The sequence below is a fragment of the Streptomyces sp. NPDC059787 genome (assembly GCF_042732315.1).
GTDB classification, from domain to species: Bacteria; Actinomycetota; Actinomycetes; order Streptomycetales; family Streptomycetaceae; genus Streptomyces; species Streptomyces atrovirens.
This window is the reverse complement of record NZ_JBHWHX010000061.1, coordinates 14,319-37,805: the sequence shown is the minus strand read 5'-3', so window position 1 is coordinate 37,805 and position 23,487 is coordinate 14,319. Positions and strand designations below refer to the sequence as shown.

The 23,487-nt window shown below is 71.7% G+C and carries 20 protein-coding genes; 17 read left to right on the top strand and 3 right to left on the bottom strand.

The window, feature by feature from the left end; translation table 11 throughout:
• Nucleotides 1-102: 102 nt before the first annotated feature.
• The gene (locus ACFV5H_RS34130) at nucleotides 103-912 is read right to left on the bottom strand and encodes an NAD-dependent epimerase/dehydratase family protein (RefSeq protein WP_385198650.1); all 810 of its coding nucleotides are present in this window, start codon (nucleotides 910-912) and stop codon (nucleotides 103-105) included.
• 252 nt (nucleotides 913-1,164) lie between these two features.
• On the opposite strand from ACFV5H_RS34130, the gene ACFV5H_RS34125 reads away from it, so the two are divergent.
• Both ACFV5H_RS34125 and ACFV5H_RS34120 read left to right on the top strand, forming a co-directional pair.
• Nucleotides 1,165-2,124 (top strand): 5-dehydro-4-deoxyglucarate dehydratase, encoded by a 960-nt coding sequence (locus ACFV5H_RS34125; RefSeq protein WP_385059510.1) that lies wholly within the window; start codon nucleotides 1,165-1,167, stop codon nucleotides 2,122-2,124.
• Complete coding sequence (locus ACFV5H_RS34120; protein ID WP_385198648.1) at nucleotides 2,121-3,284, top strand: hypothetical protein; 1,164 nt, start codon at nucleotides 2,121-2,123, stop codon at nucleotides 3,282-3,284. The genes ACFV5H_RS34125 and ACFV5H_RS34120 overlap by 4 nt, the downstream gene beginning before the upstream one ends.
• Before the next feature lie 246 nt (nucleotides 3,285-3,530).
• Here ACFV5H_RS34120 and ACFV5H_RS34115 read toward each other — a convergent pair whose 3' ends face one another.
• Nucleotides 3,531-4,730 carry an MFS transporter gene (locus tag ACFV5H_RS34115; RefSeq protein ID WP_385198646.1) on the bottom strand — a complete coding sequence of 400 codons (1,200 nt, stop codon included), beginning with the start codon at nucleotides 4,728-4,730 and terminating at the stop codon, nucleotides 3,531-3,533.
• Between the two features lie 132 nt (nucleotides 4,731-4,862).
• On the opposite strand from ACFV5H_RS34115, the gene ACFV5H_RS34110 reads away from it, so the two are divergent.
• The 15 genes from ACFV5H_RS34110 to ACFV5H_RS34040 all read left to right on the top strand — a co-directional run bounded on the left by ACFV5H_RS34110 (nucleotide 4,863) and on the right by ACFV5H_RS34040 (nucleotide 21,252).
• The gene (locus ACFV5H_RS34110; RefSeq protein WP_385058071.1) at nucleotides 4,863-5,456 is read left to right on the top strand and encodes a TIGR03086 family metal-binding protein; all 594 of its coding nucleotides are present in this window, start codon (nucleotides 4,863-4,865) and stop codon (nucleotides 5,454-5,456) included.
• 108 nt (nucleotides 5,457-5,564) lie between these two features.
• Entirely contained in the window at nucleotides 5,565-6,317 is a 753-nt protein-coding gene (locus tag ACFV5H_RS34105; protein WP_385198644.1) for an MBL fold metallo-hydrolase, read from the top strand.
• A 146-nt stretch (nucleotides 6,318-6,463) separates the two neighbouring features.
• Nucleotides 6,464-7,150, top strand: coding sequence for a GntR family transcriptional regulator (locus ACFV5H_RS34100; protein ID WP_385058068.1), 687 nt, complete (start codon nucleotides 6,464-6,466; stop codon nucleotides 7,148-7,150).
• On the top strand, nucleotides 7,147-8,055 hold the full coding sequence (locus tag ACFV5H_RS34095) for a dihydrodipicolinate synthase family protein (RefSeq protein WP_385198642.1): 909 nt from the start codon (nucleotides 7,147-7,149) through the stop codon (nucleotides 8,053-8,055). Before ACFV5H_RS34100 ends, ACFV5H_RS34095 begins: the two co-directional genes overlap by 4 nt.
• Nucleotides 8,052-9,773: an L-arabinonate dehydratase gene (araD, locus tag ACFV5H_RS34090; protein WP_385058065.1), complete on the top strand. Its 1,722-nt coding sequence runs from the start codon at nucleotides 8,052-8,054 to the stop codon at nucleotides 9,771-9,773. The genes ACFV5H_RS34095 and araD overlap by 4 nt, the downstream gene beginning before the upstream one ends.
• Before the next feature lie 96 nt (nucleotides 9,774-9,869).
• Entirely contained in the window at nucleotides 9,870-10,802 is a 933-nt protein-coding gene (locus ACFV5H_RS34085; RefSeq protein WP_385058063.1) for a carbohydrate ABC transporter permease, read from the top strand.
• A complete protein-coding gene (locus ACFV5H_RS34080; protein WP_385058061.1) occupies nucleotides 10,799-11,695 on the top strand; it encodes a carbohydrate ABC transporter permease in 897 nt (298 codons plus the stop codon). The genes ACFV5H_RS34085 and ACFV5H_RS34080 overlap by 4 nt, the downstream gene beginning before the upstream one ends.
• Complete coding sequence (locus tag ACFV5H_RS34075; protein WP_385058059.1) at nucleotides 11,692-12,873, top strand: Gfo/Idh/MocA family protein; 1,182 nt, start codon at nucleotides 11,692-11,694, stop codon at nucleotides 12,871-12,873. The genes ACFV5H_RS34080 and ACFV5H_RS34075 overlap by 4 nt, the downstream gene beginning before the upstream one ends.
• Entirely contained in the window at nucleotides 12,870-13,715 is an 846-nt protein-coding gene (locus tag ACFV5H_RS34070) for a PmoA family protein (protein WP_385058057.1), read from the top strand. Before ACFV5H_RS34075 ends, ACFV5H_RS34070 begins: the two co-directional genes overlap by 4 nt.
• Nucleotides 13,712-15,241, top strand: coding sequence for a family 43 glycosylhydrolase (locus ACFV5H_RS34065; protein WP_385198640.1), 1,530 nt, complete (start codon nucleotides 13,712-13,714; stop codon nucleotides 15,239-15,241). The genes ACFV5H_RS34070 and ACFV5H_RS34065 overlap by 4 nt, the downstream gene beginning before the upstream one ends.
• A gap of 73 nt (nucleotides 15,242-15,314) precedes the next feature.
• Entirely contained in the window at nucleotides 15,315-16,670 is a 1,356-nt protein-coding gene (locus ACFV5H_RS34060; RefSeq protein ID WP_385058054.1) for an ABC transporter substrate-binding protein, read from the top strand.
• 145 nt (nucleotides 16,671-16,815) lie between these two features.
• Nucleotides 16,816-17,613, top strand: a complete 798-nt coding sequence (locus tag ACFV5H_RS34055) for a rhamnogalacturonan acetylesterase (RefSeq protein ID WP_385198638.1) — start codon at nucleotides 16,816-16,818, stop codon at nucleotides 17,611-17,613.
• Nucleotides 17,614-17,648: 35 nt separating this feature from the next.
• Nucleotides 17,649-18,980 carry a polysaccharide lyase family 1 protein gene (locus ACFV5H_RS34050; RefSeq protein ID WP_385198637.1) on the top strand — a complete coding sequence of 444 codons (1,332 nt, stop codon included), beginning with the start codon at nucleotides 17,649-17,651 and terminating at the stop codon, nucleotides 18,978-18,980.
• An 87-nt stretch (nucleotides 18,981-19,067) separates the two neighbouring features.
• Nucleotides 19,068-20,189, top strand: coding sequence for a pectinesterase family protein (locus tag ACFV5H_RS34045; RefSeq protein ID WP_385058049.1), 1,122 nt, complete (start codon nucleotides 19,068-19,070; stop codon nucleotides 20,187-20,189).
• Entirely contained in the window at nucleotides 20,173-21,252 is a 1,080-nt protein-coding gene (locus ACFV5H_RS34040; RefSeq protein ID WP_385058048.1) for a dienelactone hydrolase family protein, read from the top strand. The genes ACFV5H_RS34045 and ACFV5H_RS34040 overlap by 17 nt, the downstream gene beginning before the upstream one ends.
• Here ACFV5H_RS34040 and ACFV5H_RS34035 read toward each other — a convergent pair.
• A complete protein-coding gene (locus ACFV5H_RS34035) occupies nucleotides 21,230-23,440 on the bottom strand; it encodes a family 43 glycosylhydrolase (RefSeq protein WP_385058046.1) in 2,211 nt (736 codons plus the stop codon). The two genes, ACFV5H_RS34040 and ACFV5H_RS34035, sit on opposite strands and share 23 nt — an antisense overlap.
• Between the last annotated feature and the right edge of the window lie 47 nt (nucleotides 23,441-23,487).

Sequence of the window (23,487 nt, the reverse complement as noted above, 5' to 3'; positions counted from 1 at the left end):
TGGGCGTGGTGGTTGGGTGTGGCGCCGTGGGGGGGGGGGGGGGGGTGGGGGGGGCCCCCCCCCCCGCGCCGGAGGTGTCGATTTCCCGCCCGAGTGCTGTCGTCAGTACGGCCAGATGGGCGGGTCGGTGACGAAGTGGCCGCCCAGGGCGGCGTGCGCCGGGTTGTCCGGGTCCAGCTCGCCCTGCTCGGCGATTAGCTTCTCGGCGTACGGCTCGGAGTCGTCCCGGGGGTCGTAGCCGAGTGCCCGCGCGGAGGTGAGGTCCCACCACAGCCGGGTGTTGGCGGAGGAGCCGTGGACGACGGTGTGGCCGACGTTCTCGGCGGTCAGGGCCGCGTGGAAGAGGCGGGCGCCGTCGGCGGGGCTCATCCACACCGAGAGCATGCGCACGCTGGTCGGCTCGGGGAAGCAGGAGCCGATGCGTACGGAGACGGTCTCCAGGCCGTGCTTGTCCCAGTAGAGCTGGGCGAGGTCCTCGCCGAAGCACTTGGACAGGCCGTAGAAGGTGTCCGGGCGGCGCGGGGTGTCGACCGGGATGAGGGGGTCGTCGCCCTGCGGGCGCGGGGTGTAGCCGACGGCGTGGTTGGAGGAGGCGAAGACGATGCGCTCGACGCCCTCCTCGCGGGCGGCCTCGTACAGGTTGTACGTGCCCTCGATGTTGGCCTTCAGGATCTTCTCGAACGAGGCTTCCAGGGAGATGCCGGCCAGGTGGACGATCGCGTCGACGCCGCGGACCGCCTCGCGCACGGCGTCCTTGTCGGCGAGGTCCGCGACGATCGCGTCCGGTTCGCCGTCGATCGGGCGGAGGTCGAGCAGGCGCAGGTCGTAGCCGTGGTCCGGGAGCAGGCCCCGCATCAGCGTGCCGAGGCCACCGGCGGCGCCGGTGAGCAGAACGGTGCGGGGAGCGGGCATCCTCGGGTCTCCTTGCATCGCCGGCCGTGTCGCCCGTACGCAGGAGTCCGCACAGGAGAATCCATCCATATGGGCGCACGGCATTCATATTCGTGGACACGCTAAGGAGGTGGGGTGCGGTGCGTCAAGTATTCCGCGACTTCCTGTGGAACGGAAGAATCCGCTGGTGTGTGGCGGGGTGCGGTGCTTGACCGGGGTCCCCGGGGCGTCTTAGCGTGAACATGTTCAGGAATATGGACGTGAATCAGGAATATGGACCAGGGAGAGCTTGTGACGTCAGCCCCTCTCGCCGCCCGGCTCGGTGTCCCCAGCGGGCCGCTGTTCTTCCCGGTCACCGCCTACGGACCCGACGGCTCCGTCGACCTCGACACCTACCGCCTCCATGTGCGGCGCGGGGTGGAGGCCGGGGCCGCCGCCGTGTTCGCCTGCTGCGGTACCGGTGAGTTCCACGCGCTGACGCCGGAGGAGTTCGAGCTGTGCGTGACGGCCGCCGTGGAGGCCGCCGACGGGCGCGTCCCGGTCGTCGCGGGCGCCGGCTACGGCACCGCGCTCGCGGTCCGCTACGCCCGCCTCGCCGAGCGCGCCGGGGCCGACGGGCTGCTCGCGATGCCGCCCTACCTGGTCAAGGCCCCGCAGGAGGGACTGCTGCGGCACTACCGGCAGCTGGCCGCGGCCACCTCCCTGCCGGTCGTCGTCTACCAGCGCGACAACGCCGTCCTCACCCCCGGGAGCGTCGTCGAACTGGCCCGCACGGAGGGGATCGTCGGCTTCAAGGACGGCCTCGGCGACCTCGACCTGATGCAGCGGATCGTCAGCGCCGTACGCGCCGAAGGCCCAGCCGACTTCCTGTACTTCAACGGGCTGCCGACCGCCGAACTGACCCAGCCCGCCTACGGCGGCATCGGCATCACCCTCTACTCGTCCGCGGCGTTCTGCTTCGTGCCCGAGATCGCCCTCGCCTGCCACACCGCCTTCCGCACCGGCGACACGGCCACCGCGCACCGCCTGATCGACGGCTTCTACCGGCCGTTCGTCGAACTGCGCGACCGGGGCAGCGGCTACGCCGTCTCCCTGGTCAAGGCCGGGGTACGCCTGCGCGGACTGGACGTGGGGGAGGTCCGGCCGCCGCTGCACGAACCGGCCGGGGATCATGTCAAGCAGCTCGCTCGGCTGATCGGGCGGGGACACGCACTGCTGGAGGAGAGCCAGTGAAGACGTCGGCGTTCGTCTACCCCTGGGACGTCAACGGGGACCCGGAGGCACCCGCGCGGATCGCCGCGCTCGGCACGGCGCAGGTGACGCTCGCCTCCGCCTACCACTCCACCCGCGCGCTGACCCCGCGCCACCCGCGCCACCGCGTCGTGACCGCCGGACACGCGGCCGTGCTGTACCCGGCCGGGGACCACTGGTCCGGCCGCACCCCGCGCCCGTACCCGGCCGGCGACTGGGCGCCCGGCGACGCCTTCGGCGAGGCCGCCGCCGCGCTCACGGACGCGGGCCTGGAGGTGCACACCTGGGTGGTGCTCGCGCACAACTCCCGCCTCGGCGCGGAGCATCCGGACACCTCGGTGGTCAACGCCTACGGCGACCGCTACCCCTGGGCGCCGTGCATCGCCCAGCCCGGCACGCGCGCGTACCTGACCGACCTCGCCGCCGAGGCGGCGGTACGCCCCGGAGCGCGCGGCACCGAGCTGGAGTCCCTCGGCTGGTACGGACTGGCCCATCTGCACGCCCACGACAAGATCGCCGGGGTCGGTCTCGGGGACGCCGGGCAGTACCTGATGTCCCTGTGCTTCTGCCCGTCCTGCCGCGAGGGCTACGGGGCTCGGGGCCTGGACGCCGACGGACTCGCCGCCGCCGTACGCGCCGCACTGGAACCGGTGTGGCGGGGGGCGCCCTCCGACGGGGGCTGGGAGGGCGTCGAGAAGCTCCTCGGCGGGACACCGGCGAACGCCACGCGCGCGTGGCGCGACGAAACGGCCCGCACGCTCCAGGAGGCCGCGGTCACCGCCGTACGACAGGCCGCTCCCGAGGGCTTCCAGGTCCTCCTGCACGCGGACCCGGTCTCCTACCACTGCGGCGCCAACGCCGGCGTCGACCCGGCCCACATCCTCTCCGTCGCCGACGGAGTGGTCGTGCCCTGCACGGGAGGCGCCGGCCTGCTGACCCCGTTCGCGGGGGAGGCCCGCGCGGACACCGTCCTCGCCGCCAACCTCACGATCGTCTCCGGCATGGGCGGCAACCCCGGCACCCTCGCGGCGGACGCGGCGGAGGCCCGCCGCCTGGGGGCGACGGAGCTGCGGCTGTACCACGCGGGGCTGGCGTCGGACGACGACCTGGAGGCGGTCCGGTCGGCGCTGGCCGGGCTCTGAGCCGCCGGGGCGTGGGCTGGGGTGCGACTTCGGCCGGTGCCGGTGTGGGTGTGGGCCGGGGGTGTTCGCGCAGCCCGGCGTTGGCGGGGTGCCTCCCCCACTCTCGGCTTCGCTCGAGCGGGAGGTACCCCCACCGCCCACCCGTGCCGCCCCAGCGGCACGATTGCCCGCAGTGACGAAGTGAAGGGCGGGGCCCCGCCCTTCAGCCCTGTGCGTGTGTGACGTGCCGCGGCCCGGTCGGCCGGGTCATGCCGGGGCGGTGTCCGCGCGGTGGCCGAGCAGGGCCGCCGCCGTCGCCGCCAGGGCGAACCCGATTACGACCAGCAGGAGTCGGTGGTCGAACAGTTCGACCAGGGCCGCTCCCGCCGCCAGGCCGAGGACGTTCGGGGTGAACACCAGCGTGTTGGCGGTGGCGGTGACCCGGCCCAGCAGGGGGGCCGGGGTCCCGCGCTGTACGGCGGTCAGCGTGGCGATCAGTACGGCGGGCAGGCCCGCACCGATCGCCGCGCTGCACACCCACGCCAGAAGGTCGTCCGGCACCGCGCGCAGCGCCACCGCGACGGCCAGTACGGCGATGCCGTACGCCGCGAAGCGCCGTTCGCCGAGGCGGCGCAGGGCCGGGCCGGAGAGCAGGCCGACCGCCACCGACCCCGCGCCCTGGACGGCGTACAGCACACCGGCGTACGCGGGGGAGTGCCCGAGGGCGTCGACCACGGCGTAGACCAGCGCCCCGCTCAGCCCCGCGCACAGCATCGTGGCGCCGCCCGCCAGCACCAGCGGGCGGAGCACCGGATGCGCCCACAGGTGGCGGGCACCCTCGGCCGTCCGCTCCCGGCGGCTGCCCGTCGGGGGCGCCGGCCGGTCCTCCCGTACCCGCAGGAACGCGTACACCACCGTGGCGAGCAGGAAGGTGACCGAGTCCAGGACGGCGACGGCCGCCCCGCCGCAGGCCGCGTAGAGGCCCGCGCCCGCCAGCGGGGCCAGCAGCTTCATGCCCTCGCCGGCGGTCGTCCGCAGACCGTTGAAGTCGCCGAGCAGGGAGCGGTCCACGGCGGTGGCGATCAGCGCCGACTCGGCCGCGTCGTGTACGACGCCCGCCGCGCCGTACACGAACAGCACCGCGTACAGCAGCCACAGCCCGCGCGGTGAGTCGACGGTGCACAGGGTGAGCAGGAGCACCGCCATGAGCAGGCTCGCGGCGATCAGCAGCGGCCGGCGGCGGAACCGGTCGGCCAGGGTGCCCAGCAGCGGGCCGGCGAGGGTGGGCGCCCACATCGCCAGCAGGCACAGGGCCGCGAGGCCGTCCGAGCCGGTGAGGTCCTTGACCCACACGCCCGAGGCCAGCCACAGCGCGGAGGTGCCGAAGCCGGAGATCACCACTCCGGTGAGGTAGAGCCCGGCGTTGCGGTCCCGCACCACGCGGGCCGCCGTCCATGTCGTCGTCATGCCCGCTCATCGTGGTTCTAAGGACCGGCCGCGGGGATCGGGCAGGTGCCTTAGAAGCGGGGCGGCCGGGCGATGAGTTCCGCGGCCGGGATCGGTCTGTCTTCCAGGAGGACCGTCAAGAGGAGCAGCCCGATGACCGACACCACCCTCGACCTCGGACCGCAGACCCGGATCGTGGCACGCCTCGCCGAGGCCGTCACGGACGGGCAGCTGGCGGACGGGACGCCCTGTCCGCGGTACACGGTACGGAACATGCTGGGCCACCTTCTCGGGCTGGCCGTCGCCTTCCGGGACGCGGGCCGCAAGGAGCTGGGCGTCACCACGGACACCAGCCCGGAGGCCGCCCTGCCGGACATCGGGCCCGGTTGGCGCGAGGAGCTGCCCAAGGTGCTCGACGAGCTCGCCGAGGTCTGGCGGGACCCGGCGGCCTGGACCGGCATGACCCGCGCGGGCGGCGTCGACCTGCCGGGCGCGGTCGCCGGTGCCGTCGTCACCGACGAACTGGTGATCCACGGCTGGGACCTGGCCCGCGCGACCGGCCGGGCCTACGCGCCCGACCCCGCCCCGCTGCAGGCGTCGTACGACTTCCTCCTGGCCGCCGCCGCGGACTCCGACAGGGGCGGCGGCATCTTCGGCCCCGTCGTCCCCGTCCCGCCCGACGCCCCGCTCCTGGACCGGACGATCGGGCTGAGCGGCCGGGACCCGGGCTGGACGCGGCCGGCGTGACGACAGGACCCGCCGAGGACGGGGTCCGCCCGAGGACGAGACCCGCATGACCACGGGGCCCGCACAAAAGTGCGCGCGAGGGCCGGAGAGCGCCCATAGCCTCCCCGCATGACTTTCACCCTCACCGTCCTCGGCACCGCCTCCCCGCACCCCGGCCCGGACCGCCCCAGCTCCGGACACCTCCTGCGCGGCGGGGGCGCCGAGGTGTGGGTCGACGCGGGGTTCGGGACGTTCACGGAGTTGCGGCGGCACACGGATCCGGCGCGCATCGACGCCGTGTGGATCTCCCATCTGCACGCCGACCACAGCGCCGATCTGCTCGCAGCCGTGTACGGCTTCGCGTACGGCGGGCTCACCCCGCCCGCACCGGTCCCGGTCCATGCGCCGGCCGACTGCGCGCAGCGGCTCGCCGGGTTCCTCGGGCGCCCCGACGCCGGTTTCCTCGGCGGAATCCTCGACTTCCGGCCGCTGCACGACGGGCAGGTCGTCCATTACGGCGGCCTTTCCCTCACCTCCACCGCCGTCGTCCACGACGTCGAGGCATACGGGCTGCGCGCCGAGTGCGCGGGGCGCGTCCTCGCCTACTCCGGGGACAGCGGACCGTGCGCCGCCCTCACCGGACTCGCCCGCGACGCCGACCTGTTCCTCTGTGAGGCGGACATCGACGAGCATCGCGAAAGCGAACGGGTCCATCTGACACCCGAGGACGCCGGTGACACCGCCCGGCGGGCGGGCGTGCGCGAACTCCTCGTCACGCACGTCGGCCCCACGCTCACCCCCGAGACGGCGACCGTCCGGGCCGCCTCCGCCTTCGGCGGACCCACCGCCACCGCCCGGGAGGGCCGCACGTACACCGTGTGAGGCAACGCCAAGTTCCTTTGTCAGAAGCATTGACGAAACTCCGGGCCGCTCTTACGGTCATCGGCGTCGTACTTCGTACGTCATATATGAGACGCGATACGCGAGATCCGATACGCGAGATCCGACGCGAAATCCGAGAGGCGCGCATGACCTCTGTGCCCACGCCGATCCCCTCCCGCACGCAGTACGTGCGGGAGGAGATCAAACGCCGCATACTCACCGGCCGGTTCACACCGGGCCAGGCCCTGGTCGAGACCGACCTCGCCGCACAGTTCGGGGTGTCCAAGACCCCGGTGCGCGAGGCGCTCAAGACCCTGGCCGGCACCGGTCTGGTCGTGATGAGCCAGTACAAGGGCGTCACGGTGCGCATGGTCGACGCGGACATGGCACGCGAGGTCTACGACGTGCGGCTGCTCCTGGAGCCCGCGGCACTCAAGCGCACCGTGCGCCGCGGCGCCTCCCTGGACGCCGCACGCGACGCGCTGACCCGGGCCGACGAGGCCGACGACACGGCCGAACGGTCCCTGGCCAACCGCGCGTTCCACCGCGCCCTCTACGTGCCCTGCGGCAACCCGCTGCTCGGCCGGATGCTCGACGAGGTCCGCGACCAGGCCGCCCTCGTCTCGGCCGTCGCCTGGGCCGCCGACCCCTCCTGGGAACGGGAGGCGAGCGAGCACCGCGAGATCCTGCGGCTCGCGCTCGACGGGGACGCGGACGGCGCGGCGCGCGCCCTGCACTCGCACATCGCGTCGTTCGTGCGACGGGCCTTCCCCGAAGTCGAAGCGGACTTCGAGGCGGCCCCGGAAGCCCAGAAAGAGGACGGTCAGGCATGACAACGACGTTCGAGACCCAGCGGGCGGCCCTGGCCGACGTGGTGGCGATCCCGGTGACCCCGTTCGCCGAGGACGGCTCCGTCGACCCAGACACCTACCGGGCCCTGCTGCGTCGTCTCCTCGACGGTGGCATCACGACCCTCACCCCCAACGGCAACACCGGCGAGTTCTACGCCCTGACCCCCGACGAGCGCCGGCTGGTCACCGAGCTGACCGTCGAGGAGGCCGGCGGCCGCTCGGTGATCCTGGTCGGGGTGGGCCACGACATCCCCACCGCCGTCGACTCCGCGCGGCACGCCCGTGAACTCGGCGCGCAGATGGTGATGGTGCACCAGCCCGTCCACCCCTACGTCTCGCAGAGCGGCTGGGTCGACTACCACCGCGCGATCGCCGAGGCGGTGCCCGAACTGGGCGTCGTCCCCTACATCCGCAACGCCCAGCTCACCGGCGCCCGGCTCGCCGAACTCGCCGACGCCTGCCCCAACGTGATCGGCGTGAAGTACGCCGTGCCGGACGCGTCGAAGTTCGCCGCCTTCGCCCGGGACGCGGGACTGGAGCGGTTCGTGTGGGTGGCGGGGCTCGCCGAGCCGTACGCCCCCTCCTACTTCTCGGCCGGCGCCACCGGCTTCACCTCGGGCCTGGTCAACGTCGCCCCGTCCGTCTCGCTGAACATGATCGAGGCGCTGCGCTCCGGCGACTACCCGACCGCCATGAAGGTGTGGGAGCAGATCCGCCGCTTCGAGGAGCTGCGCGCCGCCAACGGCTCCGCCAACAACGTCACCGTCGTCAAGGAGGCCCTCGCCTCCCTCGGCCTGTGCCGCCGCGAGGTCCGCCCGCCGAGCAGGCCGCTGCCCGAGAGCGAGCGCGCCGAGGTCGCCGCCATCGCCGCGGGGTGGTCCATATGAAGTCCCCCGAGCAGCTCCGCAGCCACCAGTGGTACGGCACCGACGGCCTGCGCTCCTTCAGCCACCGCGCCCGCACCCGCCAGCTCGGCTACCTGCCTGAGGAGCACCTGGGCAAGCCGGTCATCGCGATCCTGAACACCTGGTCCGACATCAACCCCTGCCACGTCCACCTGCGCGACCGCGCGCAGGCCGTCAAGCGGGGGGTGTGGCAGGCGGGCGGTTTCCCCCTCGAATTCCCGGTCTCCACCCTCAGCGAGACCTTCCAGAAGCCGACCCCCATGCTCTACCGCAACCTCCTCGCCATGGAGACCGAGGAGCTGCTGCGGTCGTACCCGGTCGACGGGGCCGTGCTGATGGGCGGTTGCGACAAGTCCACGCCCGCACTGCTGATGGGCGCCGCCAGCGCCGACCTGCCGGCCGTGTTCGTGCCCGCCGGGCCCATGCTGCCCGGGCACTGGCGCAACGAGGTCCTCGGTTCCGGCACCGACATGTGGAAGTACTGGGACGACAAGCGTGCCGGTGTCATCGGTGACTGCGAGATGCAGGAGCTGGAGAGCGGCCTGGCCCGCTCGCCCGGCCACTGCATGACCATGGGTACGGCGTCCACGCTGACCGCCGCCGCCGAGGCCCTCGGTGTCACGGTCCCGGGCGCGTCCAGCATCCCGGCCGTCGACTCCGGGCACGACCGGATGGCCGCCAAGGCGGGCCTGGCGATCGTCGACCTGGTCCACAAGGACCGCAAGCTGAGCGACATCCTCACCGCGGACGCCTTCGAGGACGCGGTCACGACCGTCCTCGGACTCGGCGGCTCCACCAACGCCGTCATCCACCTGATCGCCATGGCCGGACGCGCGGGCGTCAAGCTCACCCTCGACGACTTCGACCGCATCGCCCGCACCGTCCCGGTGCTGGCCAACGTGCGGCCCGGCGGACAGACGTACCTGATGGAGGACTTCCACTTCGCGGGCGGACTGCCCGGGTTCCTCTCCCGGATCCCGGACCTGCTCCACCTGGACCGTCCCACCGTCTGCCACGACACCCTGCGCGAGCAGATCGCCGGCGCGCAGGTGCACGACGACGACGTCATCCGCACCCGCGACAACCCGGTCGCGGAGGAGGGCGGGGTCGCCGTACTGCGCGGCAACCTCTGCCCGGACGGCGCCGTCATCAAGCACATCGCCGCCGAACCGCACCTGCTGCGGCACACCGGTACCGCCGTCGTCTTCGACGACTACAAGCAGATGCAGCGGACCATCAACGACCCGGCGCTGAACATCACCGCCGACAGCGTGCTGGTCCTGCGCAACGCCGGCCCCAAGGGCGGCCCCGGCATGCCCGAGTACGGGATGCTGCCCCTGCCCGACCACCTGCTCAAGCAGGGCGTGCGGGACATGGTGCGGATCTCCGACGCCCGGATGAGCGGGACGAGTTACGGCACGTGCGTCCTGCACGTCGCCCCCGAGTCGTACGTCGGCGGACCGCTCGCCCTGGTACGCACCGGGGACTCGATCACCCTCGACGTCGAGAACCGCGTCCTTCGGCTCAACGTCGACGACGAGGAGCTGGAGCGCCGTCGGGAGCGGTGGACGCCGCCGCCCGTGCGTTACGAGCGCGGCTACGGCGCGCTCTACAACGAGCAGATCACGCAGGCCGACACCGGCTGCGACTTCGAGTTCCTCGCCCGGCCGGGCACGGTCCAGGACCCGTACGCCGGCTGACCGGCCGTAGGTCCAGACCCCCGCACACATACGAAGAAAGCGCTTCACCCGCACACGCACCACACAGCAAGACGTACCGAGAAACGGAGAACAGTCATGGCCCATGCCGCAGCCGTGGCGAAACCGCCCAGGCCACCCCGGCGGCGCCGTGCCTCCGCCACGCCCCGCAGGCTCCCGTACCTGCTGATCGGGCCGGCCGCCCTGCTCATGCTGGGTTTCATCGCCTACCCGGTCATCAGCGTCTTCTACTACAGCCTGCAGAACTACAACCCCACCAAGCCCTGGCGCGACGGTTACGCGGGCTTCGACAACTTCACCCGCATCTTCACCGACGACCCCCTGTTCTGGGACACCCTCGTCTTCAGCGCCAAGTGGGTCTTCGTCGAGGTCGGACTGCAGCTGCTGTTCGGCCTGGCCCTCGCCCTCATCGTCAACCAGACCTTCGTCGGCCGCGCCATGGGCCGCGCCATGGTCTTCTCGCCGTGGGCCGTCTCCGGCGTACTGACCTCCGCGATCTGGGTGCTGCTCTACAACTCCCAGACCGGCATCACCCGTTACCTCGCGGACATGGGCATCGGCGACTACGGAGTCAGCTGGCTGTCGGACACCTCCACCGTCTTCCCGGCGGTGGTCGTCGCCGACCTGTGGCGCGGTGTCCCCTTCTTCGCGATCCTCATCCTCGCCGACCTCCAGTCCGTCTCGAAGGACCTCTACGAGGCCGCCGAGGTCGACGGGGCCAGCCGCATCAAGCAGTTCTGGCACATCACACTGCCGCACCTGAAGGACGCCATCATCCTGTCCACGCTGCTGCGCGCGGTGTGGGAGTTCAACAACGTCGACCTGCTCTACACGCTGACCGGCGGCGGACCCGCGGGCGAGACCACGACACTGCCGCTGTACATCGCCAACACCTCGGTGGACGCCCATGACTTCGGCTACGCGTCGGCCCTGACCACGGTCGCGTTCCTCATCCTGCTCTTCTGCTCGATGGTCTACCTGCGGCTGAGCAAGTTCGGAGGCGAGAAGTGATCACCAAAGAGGCCCCCCTGGCCGCCCCCGCCCCCGCGCGCACCACCCCCGAGCCGCCCCGGCCGAACAAGAAGCGCCGGGCCTGGGACGAGGCACCCCGCTGGCAGATCTACCTGCCGCTGGGCATCTACCTCGTCTTCACCCTCATCCCCTTCTACTGGATCCTGCTGTTCGCGCTCCGCCCGGCCGGCTCCACCTCGCTCGTCCCCTGGCCGATGACGACCGTCCACTTCGAGAAGGTCTGGACGGACCGCAGCTTCGGCACCTTCTTCTACAACAGCGTGCTGGTCGGCGTCGCCACCCTGATCATGACGACCCTGGTCGCCCTGGCCGGCGGCTACGCCCTCGCCCGGTTCGACTTCAAGATCAAGCGGGCCTTCATGCTGGCCCTGCTCTGCTCCCAGTTCGTGCCCGGCGCGCTGCTGCTCGTCCCGCTGTTCGAGATCTTCGCCGAACTGCAGATGATCAACTCCCTCGGCAGCGTCATCATCGCCGAGACGGTCTTCCAGCTGCCGCTGTCGATCATCCTGATCAGCAACTTCATCAAGAACGTGCCGTACTCCCTGGAGGAGGCCGCCTGGGTCGACGGCTGCAACCGGTTCAAGGCCTTCCGGGTGGTCGTCCTGCCGCTGCTGCGGCCCGGTCTGATCGCCGTCGGCTCCTTCGCCTTCGTCCACTCCTGGAACCACTTCCTGTTCGCCCTGATGTTCCTCAACAACCAGGAGAAGCAGACCATCCCGGTCGGCCTCAACACCCTGATGAGCGCGGACAGCGTCGACCTCGGCGCGCTCGCCGCGGGCGGCATCATCGCGGCCGTCCCCGTCGTGATCGTCTTCGCCTTCATCCAGAAGTGGCTGATCACCGGGTTCAGCGCGGGGGCGGTGAAGGGATGACCCCACCTCGGACCGCACCGGGCGCCCCGCTGCCCGTCGTCCTCGCCGGCGCCCGCGGCCACGGCCGCTGGCACGTGGCGAACATCCGCCGCCTCGAAGCGGAGGGCATCGTACGGCTCGCCGGGATCTGCGAGCTCACCCCGCTCACCGAGGACGAGTTCGGCGGTGAACTCCCCGAGCAGTCACCCGACTTCGGCGCGCTGCTGGATTCCACCGGCGCCCGGATCGCGGTGATCTGCACCCCGATCCCGACCCACACCGACCTCGCCCTCGTGGCGGCCGAGCGGGGCGTGCACATCCTGCTGGAGAAGCCCCCGGCACCGTCGTACGCCGAGTACCGGCGGATGGCCGACGGGGTCGCCGCGGCCCGGGTCGCCTGCCAGATCGGCTTCCAGTCGCTGGGCTCGCACGCCGTGCCCGCGATCCGCGAGCTGGTCGACGGAGGTGCCGTCGGCCGGGTGGTGGGAATCGGCGGAGCCGGTGCCTGGGTGCGGCCCGAGGAGTACTTCCGGCGGGCGCCCTGGGCGGGCCGGCGCCGGCTGAACGGCGTCGACGTCGTCGACGGCGCGCTCACCAACCCGCTCGCCCACGCCGTCGCCACCGCCCTCGCGCTCGCCGACAGCACCCGCGCCGAGGACGTCGCCGGCATCGAGACCGAGCTGCTGCGCGCCAACGACATCGAGTCCGACGACACCTCCTGCGTACGGATCACCACCGCACGGGGCGGCTCGGTCACCGTCGCCGCGACCCTGTGCGCCGAGCGGGCCGACGAGCCGTACGTCCTGGTGCACGGCACCAGCGGCCGGATCACCTTCTGGTACAAGCAGGACCGCGTCCTGCTCCAGCGCGCCGACCACGGCCCGGAGGAGATGCGGTTCGAACGCACCGACCTGCTGGAGAACCTCGTCGCTCACCTCACCGACGGCACCCCCCTGCTGGTCACCCCGGACCGGACGGGCGCCTTCATGCAGGTCGTCGAGGCGATCCGCAAGGCCCCCGACCCGGCCCCGCTGCCCGACGGAGCCTGGCACCGCGTCCCCGGCGAGAACCGCCGGGTCGTGCCCGGCATCGACGGTCTCGTCGCGGCAGCCGCCGACACCCTGTCCCTCTACTCCGAGCTGGGCGCCCCCTGGGCCCTGCCCGCCCACCACCTGCCGAAAGAGGTGAGCACCCGATGACCGGCAACGACTCCGTGGTGCTGCGCGTCGCGGGCCGGCCCGTCGGCCGGTACGTCACCCGGCCCGAACTGCCGGCCCGGCTCTCCCCGCGGCCGTACCTGCACCCCGTCACCACCCTGGCCGGCACGGCGGTCACCGAACTGAGCCCCGCCGACCACACACACCACCTCGGCGTCGGTGTCGCCGTTCCCGACGTCGAGGGGTTCAACTTCTGGGGCGGACGCACCTACGTCCGCGACCAGGGGCCGACCGAGCTGGACAACCACGGCTCCCAGCGGCACACCGCCTACCAGCTGCGCGACCCCGACGGGTTCGTCGAGGAGCTGCGCTGGATGGCCGCGCCGGGCGAACTGCTGCGCGAGCGCCGCACGGTCGCCGCCACCGAACTCACCGACACCGCCTGGGCGCTGGACTTCACCTTCTCCCTCACCAACGTCACGAGTGCCCCGCTCTCCATCGGCAGCCCCGCCACCAACGGCCGCCCCGGAGCCGCGTACGGCGGCTTCTTCTGGCGGGCCCGCAAGGAGGAGACGGCACCGGACGTCTTCACCGCCCGCACCGAGGGCGAGAGCGAGGCGCACGGCCGGCCGGCCGACTGGGTCGCGCTCGCCGGATCCACCTGGACGCTCGTCTTCGCGGGGGCCACCGAACAGACCCGGCAGGACCCCTGGTTCGTCCGCACCGCCGAGTACCCGGGCGTCGGCTCCTCCCTCGCCCACACCGACCGGCTGCCCCTGCCGCCCGGTGAGACCGTGGTCCGCCGGATCGTCACCGTCGTCGCCGACGGCCGGCTCGACCGGAGCGCCGCCGCAGCCCTGGTCCGCAAGGCGGTGAGCCCATGACCGCCGAGCAGACCGACACCACCTACCACAACCCGGTCCTGAACGCCGACTGGTCCGACCCGGACGTGATCCGTGTCGGCGACGACTTCTACCTGACCGCCTCCAGCTTCGGCCGCGCCCCCGGACTGCCCCTGCTGCACTCCCGCGACCTGGTCAACTGGACCCTCGTCGGTCACGCCCTCGAACGCCTGGAACCCGAAGCCGAGTTCACGACGCCCCGGCACGACTGCGGGGTCTGGGCCCCCTCACTGCGCCACCACGACGACCGGTTCTGGATCTTCTGGGGCGACCCCGACCAGGGCATCTTCCAGGTCAACGCCCCCGAGATCCGCGGCCCCTGGACCCGGCCGCTGCTGGTGAAGGCCGGCAAGGGCCTGATCGACCCGTGCCCCCTGTGGGACGACGAGACCGGCGAGGCCTACCTCGTGCACGCCTGGGCCAAGTCCCGCTCCGGCGTCAAGAACCGCCTCACCGGCCACCGGATGCACCCCCACGGCACCGAACTCCTCGACGAGGGCAAGGTGATCGTCGACGGCGACCGCATCCCCGGCTGGTTCACCCTGGAAGGACCCAAGCTCTACAAGCACGACGGCTGGTTCTGGATCCTCGCCCCCGCCGGGGGAGTGGAGACCGGCTGGCAGGGCGCCTTCCGCTCCCGCGAGTTCTTCGGCCCGTACGAGGAGAAGGTCGTCCTCGAACAGAAGGACACCGACGTCAACGGCCCCCACCAGGGCGGCTGGGTGCGCACCCCGTCCGGCGAGGACTGGTTCCTGCACTTCCAGCAGCGCGGCCCGTACGGCCGTGTCGTGCACCTCCAGCCGATGGGCTGGGGGGCGGAAGGCTGGCCGGTGCTCGGGGACGACGGCGCCCCCGTCGCCGGACACCGCCGCCCGGACCTGCCGCCGCAGCCCCCCGCCGCGCCGGCCACCGACGACGACTTCCCCGGCGGACGCTTCGGCCGCCAGTGGACGTGGACCGCCAACCCGAAGGAGGGCTGGGCCACCCAGCACTCCGCCGACGGGCTGCGACTCACCTGCGTCCGCTCCGCCGACGCGCACGACCTGCGCGGACTGCCCCACGTCCTGACCCAGCGGCTGCCCGGCGACCCGTGCACCGTCGAGGTGGAACTGCGGCTCGACAGCGAGGAGCCCGGAGCACGCGCCGGGCTCACGGTCCTCGGAGACGCCTACCGCTGGATCGGGCTCCAGCGCGGCGCGGACGGCACGGTGCACCTGGTGCACCGGTTCGCCGAGACGGTCGCCGACCAGGAACGCGACGCCGACCACCCGAGGCCCGCTCCCGGCGGCCGGGCCCTGCTGCGCGTCGACATCGGCGCCGGGGCGCGCTGCCGCTTCTCCTACGACACCGGGGACGGCTTCCGCCCCTCCGGCCAGGTCTTCGCCGCCACCCCCTGGCGTTGGGTCGGTGCCCTGCTCGGCCTGGTCGCCGTGGCGCCCACCGGCCAGGGACACGCCGGTACCGCCACATTCACGCGGTTCCGGATCAGCACCCCGGCGTACGGCTGAACACCGCCGTACGTCCCCGACCGACCCCCCACAACTTCATAGTCCGTTGGATCCAGAAGAAGAGAGCCGACCAATGAAGATCAGCATTCTCAGAAACAGCGCAGGCAGGCGCCGCGCGTCGACCGCCGTCGCCCTGGGGGCCGTGCTCGCCCTGACCGCCACCGCCTGCGGCGACGACGGCAGCGGCGGCGACGACGGGGCCGAGGGCAGCGGCAAGGGCAAGATCGTCTTCTGGGACAACAACGGCGGTGTCCGCACCGACATCTGGAAGGAGATCATCGCCGACTTCGAGAAGGCGAACCCGGACATCGAGGTCCAGTACGTCGGCATCGCCTCCACCGAGTACCAGTCCAAGGTCGACACCGCCATCCAGGGCGGCGGCCTGCCGGACGTCGGCGGCATCAGCGCCTCGATGCTCGCGGGCTTCGCCGCCCAGGGAGCGCTCGACACGCTGGACTTCCGGCTGGCCAAGTCGCCGCTGAACGGCAAGCTCAACAAGGACATGATCGAGTCGCTGCGCGCCGCGGGCGGCGGTGACGACAAGCTGTACTCGATCCCGACCTCGGCGAACAACGGCGTGCTGTACTACCGCACCGACCTGTTCGAGAAGGCGGGCCTGAAGGAGCCGACCACCTGGGACGCGTTCTACGAGGCCGCCGAGAAGCTGACGAACAAGGGCAAGAACGAGTTCGGCTACACCATCCGCGGCGGCGCCGGCTCCATCGCCCAGGCCCTGGACGCGATGTACGGGCAGTCCGGCATCACCTCGTTCTGGGACTCCTCCGGCAAGAAGACCACGGTCAACGACCCGAAGAACGCCGAGGCCCTGGAGAAGTACGCGGGCCTGTTCAAGAAGGTCACCCCCGCGGCCGACCTGAACAACGACTTCACCAAGATGGTCGCGCAGTGGGACTCCGGCACGATCGGCATGCTGAACCACAACCTCGGTTCGTACCAGGACCACGTCAAGGCGCTCACCGCCGAGAAGTTCCGGGGCATCCCGCAGCCGACCGGGCCCGGCGGCAAGCGGGTCCAGGTCTCCAACCCGGTCGACGGCGTCGGCATGTTCAAGAGCTCCAAGAACAAGGAAGCCGCCTGGAAGTTCATCGAGTTCGCCACGTCGGCGCAGTCGAGCTCGAAGTTCAACGAGGCGGCCGGGCAGGTGCCGGCGAACACGGACGCGGCGAAGGACGAGTGGATCAACAAGGCGGAGCCCACGAAGCTGGCGGCTGCCGCGTTGAGCGACGGTTCCACCAGCATCGTGCAGCTGCCGTACTACCTGCCGGACTGGAACACGATTTCCAAGGCTGACAACGAGCCGAACTTCCAGAAGGTGCTTCTGGGGGACATGAGTGCGCAGAAGTTCCTGGACACGATGGCCGAGCAGCTGAACGAGGCTCAGGCCGAGTGGCAGGAGCAGATGGGTTAATCGGCGGTCCCGCCGGGGGCGGCCCGTGGTTTTCGGGCTGCGGGCCGTCCCCGGTCGATCGCGCCCACGCGGCGGAGCCGCACATCGATACAGCCCCGCACCCCTGGAGGGGCGTTCCACCGCCCCCTGTTGAAAGGCACAGCTTGTGTCGCTCAGCCGTAGGCAGGTTGCTTCCGCTGCCGTCGCTTCCATTCCTCTGGCGTTCGCCGCAACCGGTACCGCTCACGCCGGCGGACGCCGTCACCGCACCCTCTACATCGCCGGTGACTCCACCGCCGCCCAGAAGTACGCCGATGCCGCGCCCGAGACCGGGTGGGGAATGGCGTTGCCCTTCCTGCTGCACCGGCATCTGGCCGTCGCCAACCATGCCGTGAACGGGCGGAGTTCCAAGAGCTTCGTCGACGAGGGGCGGCTCGAGGCGATCCTCTCCTCGATCCGGCCCGGTGACTTCCTTCTCGTCCAGTTCGCGCACAACGACGAGAAGTCCGCCGATCCCACCCGTTACACCGAGCCCTGGTCGACGTACCAGGAGCACTTGCGGATGTACGTCGAGGGGGCGCGGGCCCGTGGGGCGCGGCCCGTGCTGGCCACCGCCGTGGAGCGGCGGCGGTTCGACGCGGACGGGCGTGCCGTGCCGAGCCACGGGGAGTACCCGGCGGCGATGCGGGCGCTGGCCGCCGAGGAGCGGGTCGCGCTGCTCGACGTCCAGGCGCTGTCGCTGGCGTTGTGGCAGGAGCTCGGGGTCGAGGAGACCAAGAAGTACTTCAACTGGACGGCGACCGAGCAGGACAACACGCACTTCGATCCGCCGGGCGCGATCGCCGTGGCGCGGCTGGTCGCCCGGGAGCTGCTGCGCACCCGGGTGCTCGCGCCGCGCGACGTGCGGCGGCTGGACGCGGAGATCCCCCAGTCGTGGATCACCTGGCCGGAGGCCGTCGCGTAACACCCCCTGGACCATGAAAAAAGGAGAGCCGCACCATGAGCACATCCAAATGGCATGGGCATGTCACAGTGAGAGCCGCCTCGCTGGCCGGCTGCACCGCCCTCGTGCTGGCCCTGACCGGTACCGGCGCCCAGGCCCACTCCCCGTCGCACCACCGTGACGCCGCCCGGCAGACGCTGGGCGCGGGCGACGGCTGGGCCTCCTACGGCACCGGCACCACCGGAGGCGCCGCCGCCGACCGCGAGCACGTCCACACCGTGCGCACCTGGGCCGAGTTCAAGGCGGCCCTGGCGGACGGCGGAGACGCACCGAAGATCATCAAGGTGAAGGGGACCATCGACGCGGTCTCCGAGGGCTGCGAGGCGTTCGCCGCGCCCGGCTACGACTTCGACGCCTACCTGGAGGCGTACGCGCCGGAGACCTGGGGCCTGGAGCAGGACCTGAGCGCCGAGCCGGACGACAGCCCGGAGGGCCTGCGCAGGGCCTCCGCGGCCGCGCAGGACACGGCCATCAAGGCGACCGTCCCCTCCAACACCACGATCATCGGTGTCGGCCGGAACGCCGGCATCAAGGGCGCCAGCCTCCAGATCAAGGGCGCGGACAACGTCATCGTCCGCAACCTCACCCTCGAGAGCCCGATCGACTGCTTCCCGCAGTGGGACCCGACCGACGGCAGCCAGGGCAACTGGAACTCCGAGTACGACACCGCCGTCGTCTACGGCTCCACCCACGTCTGGCTGGACCACAACACGTTCACCGACGGCGAGCACCCCGACAGCGAGGCGCCCACCCACTTCGGCATGCTGTACCAGCAGCACGACGGAGAGCTGGACATCGTCCGGGGCGCCAACTACGTCACCGCCTCCTGGAACGTCTTCACCGAGCACGACAAGACGATCCTCATCGGCAACAGCGACAGCGAGTCCACCGCGGTCGGCGACCGGGGCAAGCTGAAGGCGACCTTCCACCACAACCTGTTCTCGGGCCTGGTCGAGCGCGCGCCGCGCGTCCGCTTCGGGCAGGTCGACGTGTACAACAACCACTTCGTGGCGGAGGACGGCTACGCCTACAGCTTCGGCGTCGGCAAGGAGTCCCAGCTCGTCGCCGAGCACAACGCCTTCACCCTGGCGAAGGGCATCAGCCCGGCGAAGATCCTCAAGAAGTGGAGCGAGGCGCCGCTCACCGCCGCCCACAACGTGGTCAACGGCAAGCGCGTGGACCTGATCGCCGTGCACAACGCGGAGATCCCGGCCGAGACCCTCCAGTCCGGCGCCGGCTGGACGCCCACCCTGCGCACCGCCGTCCACCCGGCCCGGGCCGTCCCGTTCCTGGTCGAGCACGGCGCGGGCGCCGGCCGTATCCGCTGACCCCTTCCTCCCGGCAGCCGGGCCGGGGCGGTCCGCCCTCACCACGGACCGCCCCGGCCCGTCTGACGTCACCCAAGGAGCACCCGCATGCCCTCGCCCCTGTCCAGAAGGAACTTCCTGCTCACCGGCGCCACGGCCTCCGCCGCGCTCGCCCTGGCCGCCGTCCCCGCCCAGGCCGCCCACCGGCCCCGCCGCCCGTTCGGCCGGTACGGCTCACCGTCCGCCCGCCTCACCCCCGGCACCCTGTACGTCCACCCGCGCGGCGCCGGTGACTTCACCGGCGTCCAGGCCGCCGTCACCGCCGCGACCGGCACCGGACGCACCCTCGTCATCGCCCCGGGCACCTACCGCGAGACGGTCTCCGTCGACGCCGACCGCACCGACATGACCTGGCTCGGCGCCTCCGAGGACCCCCGTGACGTGGTGATCGTCTACGACAACGCGGCCGGCACCCCCAAGCCGGACGGCTCCGGTACCCACGGCACCTCCGGCTCGGCCACCACCACCGTGCGCCCCGACGGCTTCACCGCCCGCTGGATCACCTTCGCCAACGACTGGCTGCGCACCGACCTCCCCGGCACCAGCGGCACCCAGGCCGTCGCCCTCAAGGTGCAGGGCGACCGCAGCGCCTTCACCCACTGCCGCTTCCTCGGCCACCAGGACACCCTGTACGCCGACTCCCTGTCCCTGGACACCTTCGCCCGCCAGTACTTCGCCCACTGCTACGCCGAGGGCGACGTCGACTTCGTCTTCGGCCGGGCCACCGCCGTCTTCGAGCACTGCCACTTCCGCACCCTGGTCCGCCCCGACCTCACGGCAGCCCCGTACGGCTTCGTCTTCGCGCCCTCCACCGCCGGCGCCAACCCGCGCGGCTACCTGGTCACCCGGAGCAGGATCAGCAGCGAGGCCCCCGACGGCTACTACAAGCTGGCCCGCCCCTGGGTGCCCAGCTCCGACACCACCGCCCGCCCGATGCTCACCGTCCGCGAGACCCGGCTCGGCGCCGGCATCGACGCGGTCGCGCCGTACACCAACATGGCGAGCGGCCACCCCTGGCAGGACCAGCGGTTCGCCGAGTACCGCAACACCGGCCCCGGCGCGGTCGTCACCGTCCCCGGGAACCGTCCCCAGCTCACCCGCGCGGAGGCCGCCTCGCACACGCGGGAGGCGTACCTCGGCGACTGGCGGCCGTATGACCGCCACCGGTGACCTGCCCGGATTCCACACGGCGCTCAAGGACGAGCTGACCTTCCCGCTCGCCTGGGGCACCTCGCCGGTCCGGGACTTCGGGGCGTGGCGGCGCACGGCCCGCGCGGTGGTCGAGGAGCACCTCCTCGTCGGCCGGCAGGACGGGACGCCGTACGCCCCGGAGTTCACCGCCCGTTCGGACGGCGACGGGTACACGCGGGAGCTGGTCACCCTCTCCCTCACCCGCCACGGACGGGTCCGCGGCGCCCTGCTCACCCCGCGGGGCACCGGCCCGTTCCCGGCGGTCCTCCTCCTGCACGACCACGGGTCCCGGTTCGACATCGGCAAGGAGAAGTGCGTCCGGCCCTGGTACGACGACACCCGCCTGGCCTCCGCCGAGGAGTGGGCGGCCCGGTGCTTCGACGGGCGCTTCGTCGGCGACGAACTGGCCCGGCGGGGGTACGTGGTGTTCTGCGCGGACGCCCTCGGCTGGGGCGACCGCGAACCGCTCGCCTACGAGCGGCAGCAGGCCCTGGCGAGCACCCTCTACCACCTCGGCTCCTCGCTCGCCGGACTGCACGCCCGCGAGGACCAGCGGGCCGCGGCCTTCCTGGCCGGCCTGGACCGGGTGGACGCCCGCCGGGTCGCCGCCGTCGGCTTCTCCATGGGCGGCCACCGCGCCTGGCAGGCCGCGGCGCTCAGCGACGACATCGCCGCCGCGGTGAGCGTGTGCTGGATGACCGGCCTCAAGGAGATGATGGTGCCGGGCAACAACACCCTGCGCGGGCAGTCCGCGTTCCACACGCTCCACCCGGGGCTCGCCCGGCACCTCGACATCCCCGACGTGGCGAGCATCGCCGCGCCGAAGCCGATGCTGTTCTTCCACGGCGGGCTCGACGCCCTGTTCACCGCCGACGGGGTGCGCGTCGCGTACGACAGACTGCGGGCCGTCTGGCGCGCGTGCGGTGCCGGGGAGCGGCTGCGGCTGAAGACGTGGCCGGAGCGCGGCCACGTCTTCGACGCCGCGATGCAGGACGAGGCCTACGCCTGGCTGGAGTCGGTCACCGCCGCCGCACCGGGCTGACCGACTCCAGGGTCGGCACCACCGGCTCGATCGTGCCGTCGGCTGCGAACTCCAGCCGGTCGACGGTGGTCTCCCGGTGCGTGCCGTCCCCGCCGGACGTGCCGGGGCCGTTCAGCGCGAACCGGTGGTAGACGATGTACCAGTCGTCGGTGCCGGGGGTGTTGACCACGGAGTGGTGACCGGTGCCGAGGATGCCGTACTCGGGGCGCTTGGACAGGATCGTGCCCTGCTTGGTCCAGGGGCCGAGCGGGGACGGGCCGGTCGCGTAGGCCACGTGGTAGTTCTCGCTGCGGGTGTCGTCCTCGGACCACATGAAGTAGTACGTGCCGTCCCGCTTCACCACGAACGAGCCCTCACGGAAGTCGTCCGGGGTGATGTCCTTCACCCGCGCGGCGTCGAAGGACACCATGTCGTCGTCGAGCGGGACCACGTAGCCGTGCCCGTTGCCCCAGTACAGGTACGACCGGCCGTCGTCGTCCGTGAACACGGCCGGATCGATCATCTGGCCGCTGAACTGCGTCTTCCCGATCAGCGGCTTGCCGAGCGCGTCCTCGAAGGGGCCGGCCGGGGAGTCGGCCACCGCGACACCGATCTGCTGCTCGGCGCAGAAGTAGAAGTAGTACTTCCCGTCGCGTTCCGCGATCGCGGGCGCCCAGGCGTTCTTGTCGGCCCACGACACGTCAGGACCGAGGTCGAGGATCACCCCGTGGTCCTTCCAGTGGACCAGGTCCCTCGACGAGAACGCCTTGAACCGCGTGCCGCCCCAGCCGGGGAAGCCGTCCGTGGTCGGGTAGATCCAGTACCGGCCGTCCATGTACCGCACGTCCGGGTCCGCGTACAGGCCCGGCAGCACGGGGCTGCGGGTGGGCACCGCCTCGACGGTCCACTCGCGCTTCGTGCCGTCCGCCGCCGTCACCGTGTACGTCCGCGGCTCGCGGAAGTCACGGCGGGCACCGGGCCCCGGGCTGACCGTCGCGCCCTCGCCCACCCACAGCCTGGGCGCGAGGTGCCGCAGGTCGGCGTCCGGCTCCATCGGCAGGACGACCTTGCCCGTCTCCTCGCTGACGACGGCGTACCCCTTCTGGCCGGGGGCCGTGGCGTCCACGACCGACGCGGGGCTCTCCGGGTACGCGGCCAGCAGCCGGTCGTACTCCGCCCGCGTCACCGGGATCACCGTGCCGTGCCGGGGGCTCGCGGGAAGCTGGTAGTCCGTCGACGGGGTCCACTCGCCCGAGTCGAGGTCGGTGGTCTCGAAGGGCAGGTAGCCCCGGCCGCCGTACTCGTCGATGAACAGGTACCACTTCTCCTCGGTGTTCGACTTGAACACCGTCGGCCCCTCGCCCCGGCTCATCGCGCCGCTGCCGATGCAGTCGGAGACGAAGTCGTACGAGGTGCCGGTCAGCGACGCCGACTTCTCGCCGGTGATGAACTTCGAGCAGGGGGAGCCGGAGGACGGGTCGCGCTCGTCCTTGGTGTAGCGGTAGTACGTGTCCTCGTGCTTGACGACGGTCGAGTCGATGACCGAGTAGCCCGGGTCGTTCCAGACCTTCGGCTCGCTGAAGGTGCGGAAGTCCTCCGTGGTCGCGTACAGCATCCTGTTGTACGTCGATCCGGTGTGGTCCGGGTCGTCGTCGGCGTACAGCTTGGACGCCCAGAAGACGACGTACGCGTCGAGCTCGTCGTCCCAGTAGGCCTCCGGGGCCCAGGTGTTGCCCGCGTTGTCCGGGGAGACCTTCACCAGGCGCTGGTCGGTCCAGTGGACCAGGTCGGTGGATTCCCACACCATGATCGACCTGCTGCCGTGCCGCTGCACCTCGTCCCAGCTTCCGCTGCTGTTCCGGTACATCCGCAGATCGGTGGCGATCATGTAGAACCGGTCGCCCTCGGGGGAGCGGATCACGAACGGGTCGCGCAGTCCCTTCTCGCCGGTCGTGGAGGTCAGCACCGGCTCACCGGCGTTGAGTTCGCGCCAGTGCAGGGCGTCGTTGCCGCGGCTGAGGGCGTAGCGGATCTGCTCGCCGTCGGCGGTGCCCTCGCCGGTGAAGTAGGCGAAGAGGTAACCGGCGTACGTGGGCTTCTTCACGGGTGGTGCTCCGGAGTGTGCGGTGCCCGGCGGGGCGGCGAGCAGGGCGAGGAGAAGGGCGAGGAACGGGACGAGAAGCGTGCGGCGTGCGGTGTGGCGGCGCATGACACTTCCTGTCGGAGTCTGGGGGATTCTGTTGTTTACCGGAGTGT

Bases quoted from the DNA above. Each gene is read 5' to 3' on its own strand.
- ACFV5H_RS34130 (WP_385198650.1), bottom strand. From the start codon at position 912: ATGCCCGCTCCCCGCACCGTTCTGCTCACCGGCGCCGCCGGTGGCCTC.
- ACFV5H_RS34125 (WP_385059510.1), top strand. From the start codon at position 1,165: ATGGACCAGGGAGAGCTTGTGACGTCAGCCCCTCTCGCCGCCCGGCTC.
- ACFV5H_RS34115 (WP_385198646.1), bottom strand. From the start codon at position 4,730: ATGACGACGACATGGACGGCGGCCCGCGTGGTGCGGGACCGCAACGCC.
- ACFV5H_RS34110 (WP_385058071.1), top strand. From the start codon at position 4,863: ATGACCGACACCACCCTCGACCTCGGACCGCAGACCCGGATCGTGGCA.
- ACFV5H_RS34105 (WP_385198644.1), top strand. From the start codon at position 5,565: ATGACTTTCACCCTCACCGTCCTCGGCACCGCCTCCCCGCACCCCGGC.
- ACFV5H_RS34100 (WP_385058068.1), top strand. From the start codon at position 6,464: ATGACCTCTGTGCCCACGCCGATCCCCTCCCGCACGCAGTACGTGCGG.
- ACFV5H_RS34095 (WP_385198642.1), top strand. From the start codon at position 7,147: ATGACAACGACGTTCGAGACCCAGCGGGCGGCCCTGGCCGACGTGGTG.
- araD (WP_385058065.1), top strand. From the start codon at position 8,052: ATGAAGTCCCCCGAGCAGCTCCGCAGCCACCAGTGGTACGGCACCGAC.
- ACFV5H_RS34085 (WP_385058063.1), top strand. From the start codon at position 9,870: ATGGCCCATGCCGCAGCCGTGGCGAAACCGCCCAGGCCACCCCGGCGG.
- ACFV5H_RS34075 (WP_385058059.1), top strand. From the start codon at position 11,692: ATGACCCCACCTCGGACCGCACCGGGCGCCCCGCTGCCCGTCGTCCTC.
- ACFV5H_RS34070 (WP_385058057.1), top strand. From the start codon at position 12,870: ATGACCGGCAACGACTCCGTGGTGCTGCGCGTCGCGGGCCGGCCCGTC.
- ACFV5H_RS34065 (WP_385198640.1), top strand. From the start codon at position 13,712: ATGACCGCCGAGCAGACCGACACCACCTACCACAACCCGGTCCTGAAC.
- ACFV5H_RS34060 (WP_385058054.1), top strand. From the start codon at position 15,315: ATGAAGATCAGCATTCTCAGAAACAGCGCAGGCAGGCGCCGCGCGTCG.
- ACFV5H_RS34050 (WP_385198637.1), top strand. From the start codon at position 17,649: ATGAGCACATCCAAATGGCATGGGCATGTCACAGTGAGAGCCGCCTCG.
- ACFV5H_RS34045 (WP_385058049.1), top strand. From the start codon at position 19,068: ATGCCCTCGCCCCTGTCCAGAAGGAACTTCCTGCTCACCGGCGCCACG.
- ACFV5H_RS34040 (WP_385058048.1), top strand. From the start codon at position 20,173: ATGACCGCCACCGGTGACCTGCCCGGATTCCACACGGCGCTCAAGGAC.
- ACFV5H_RS34035 (WP_385058046.1), bottom strand. From the start codon at position 23,440: ATGCGCCGCCACACCGCACGCCGCACGCTTCTCGTCCCGTTCCTCGCC.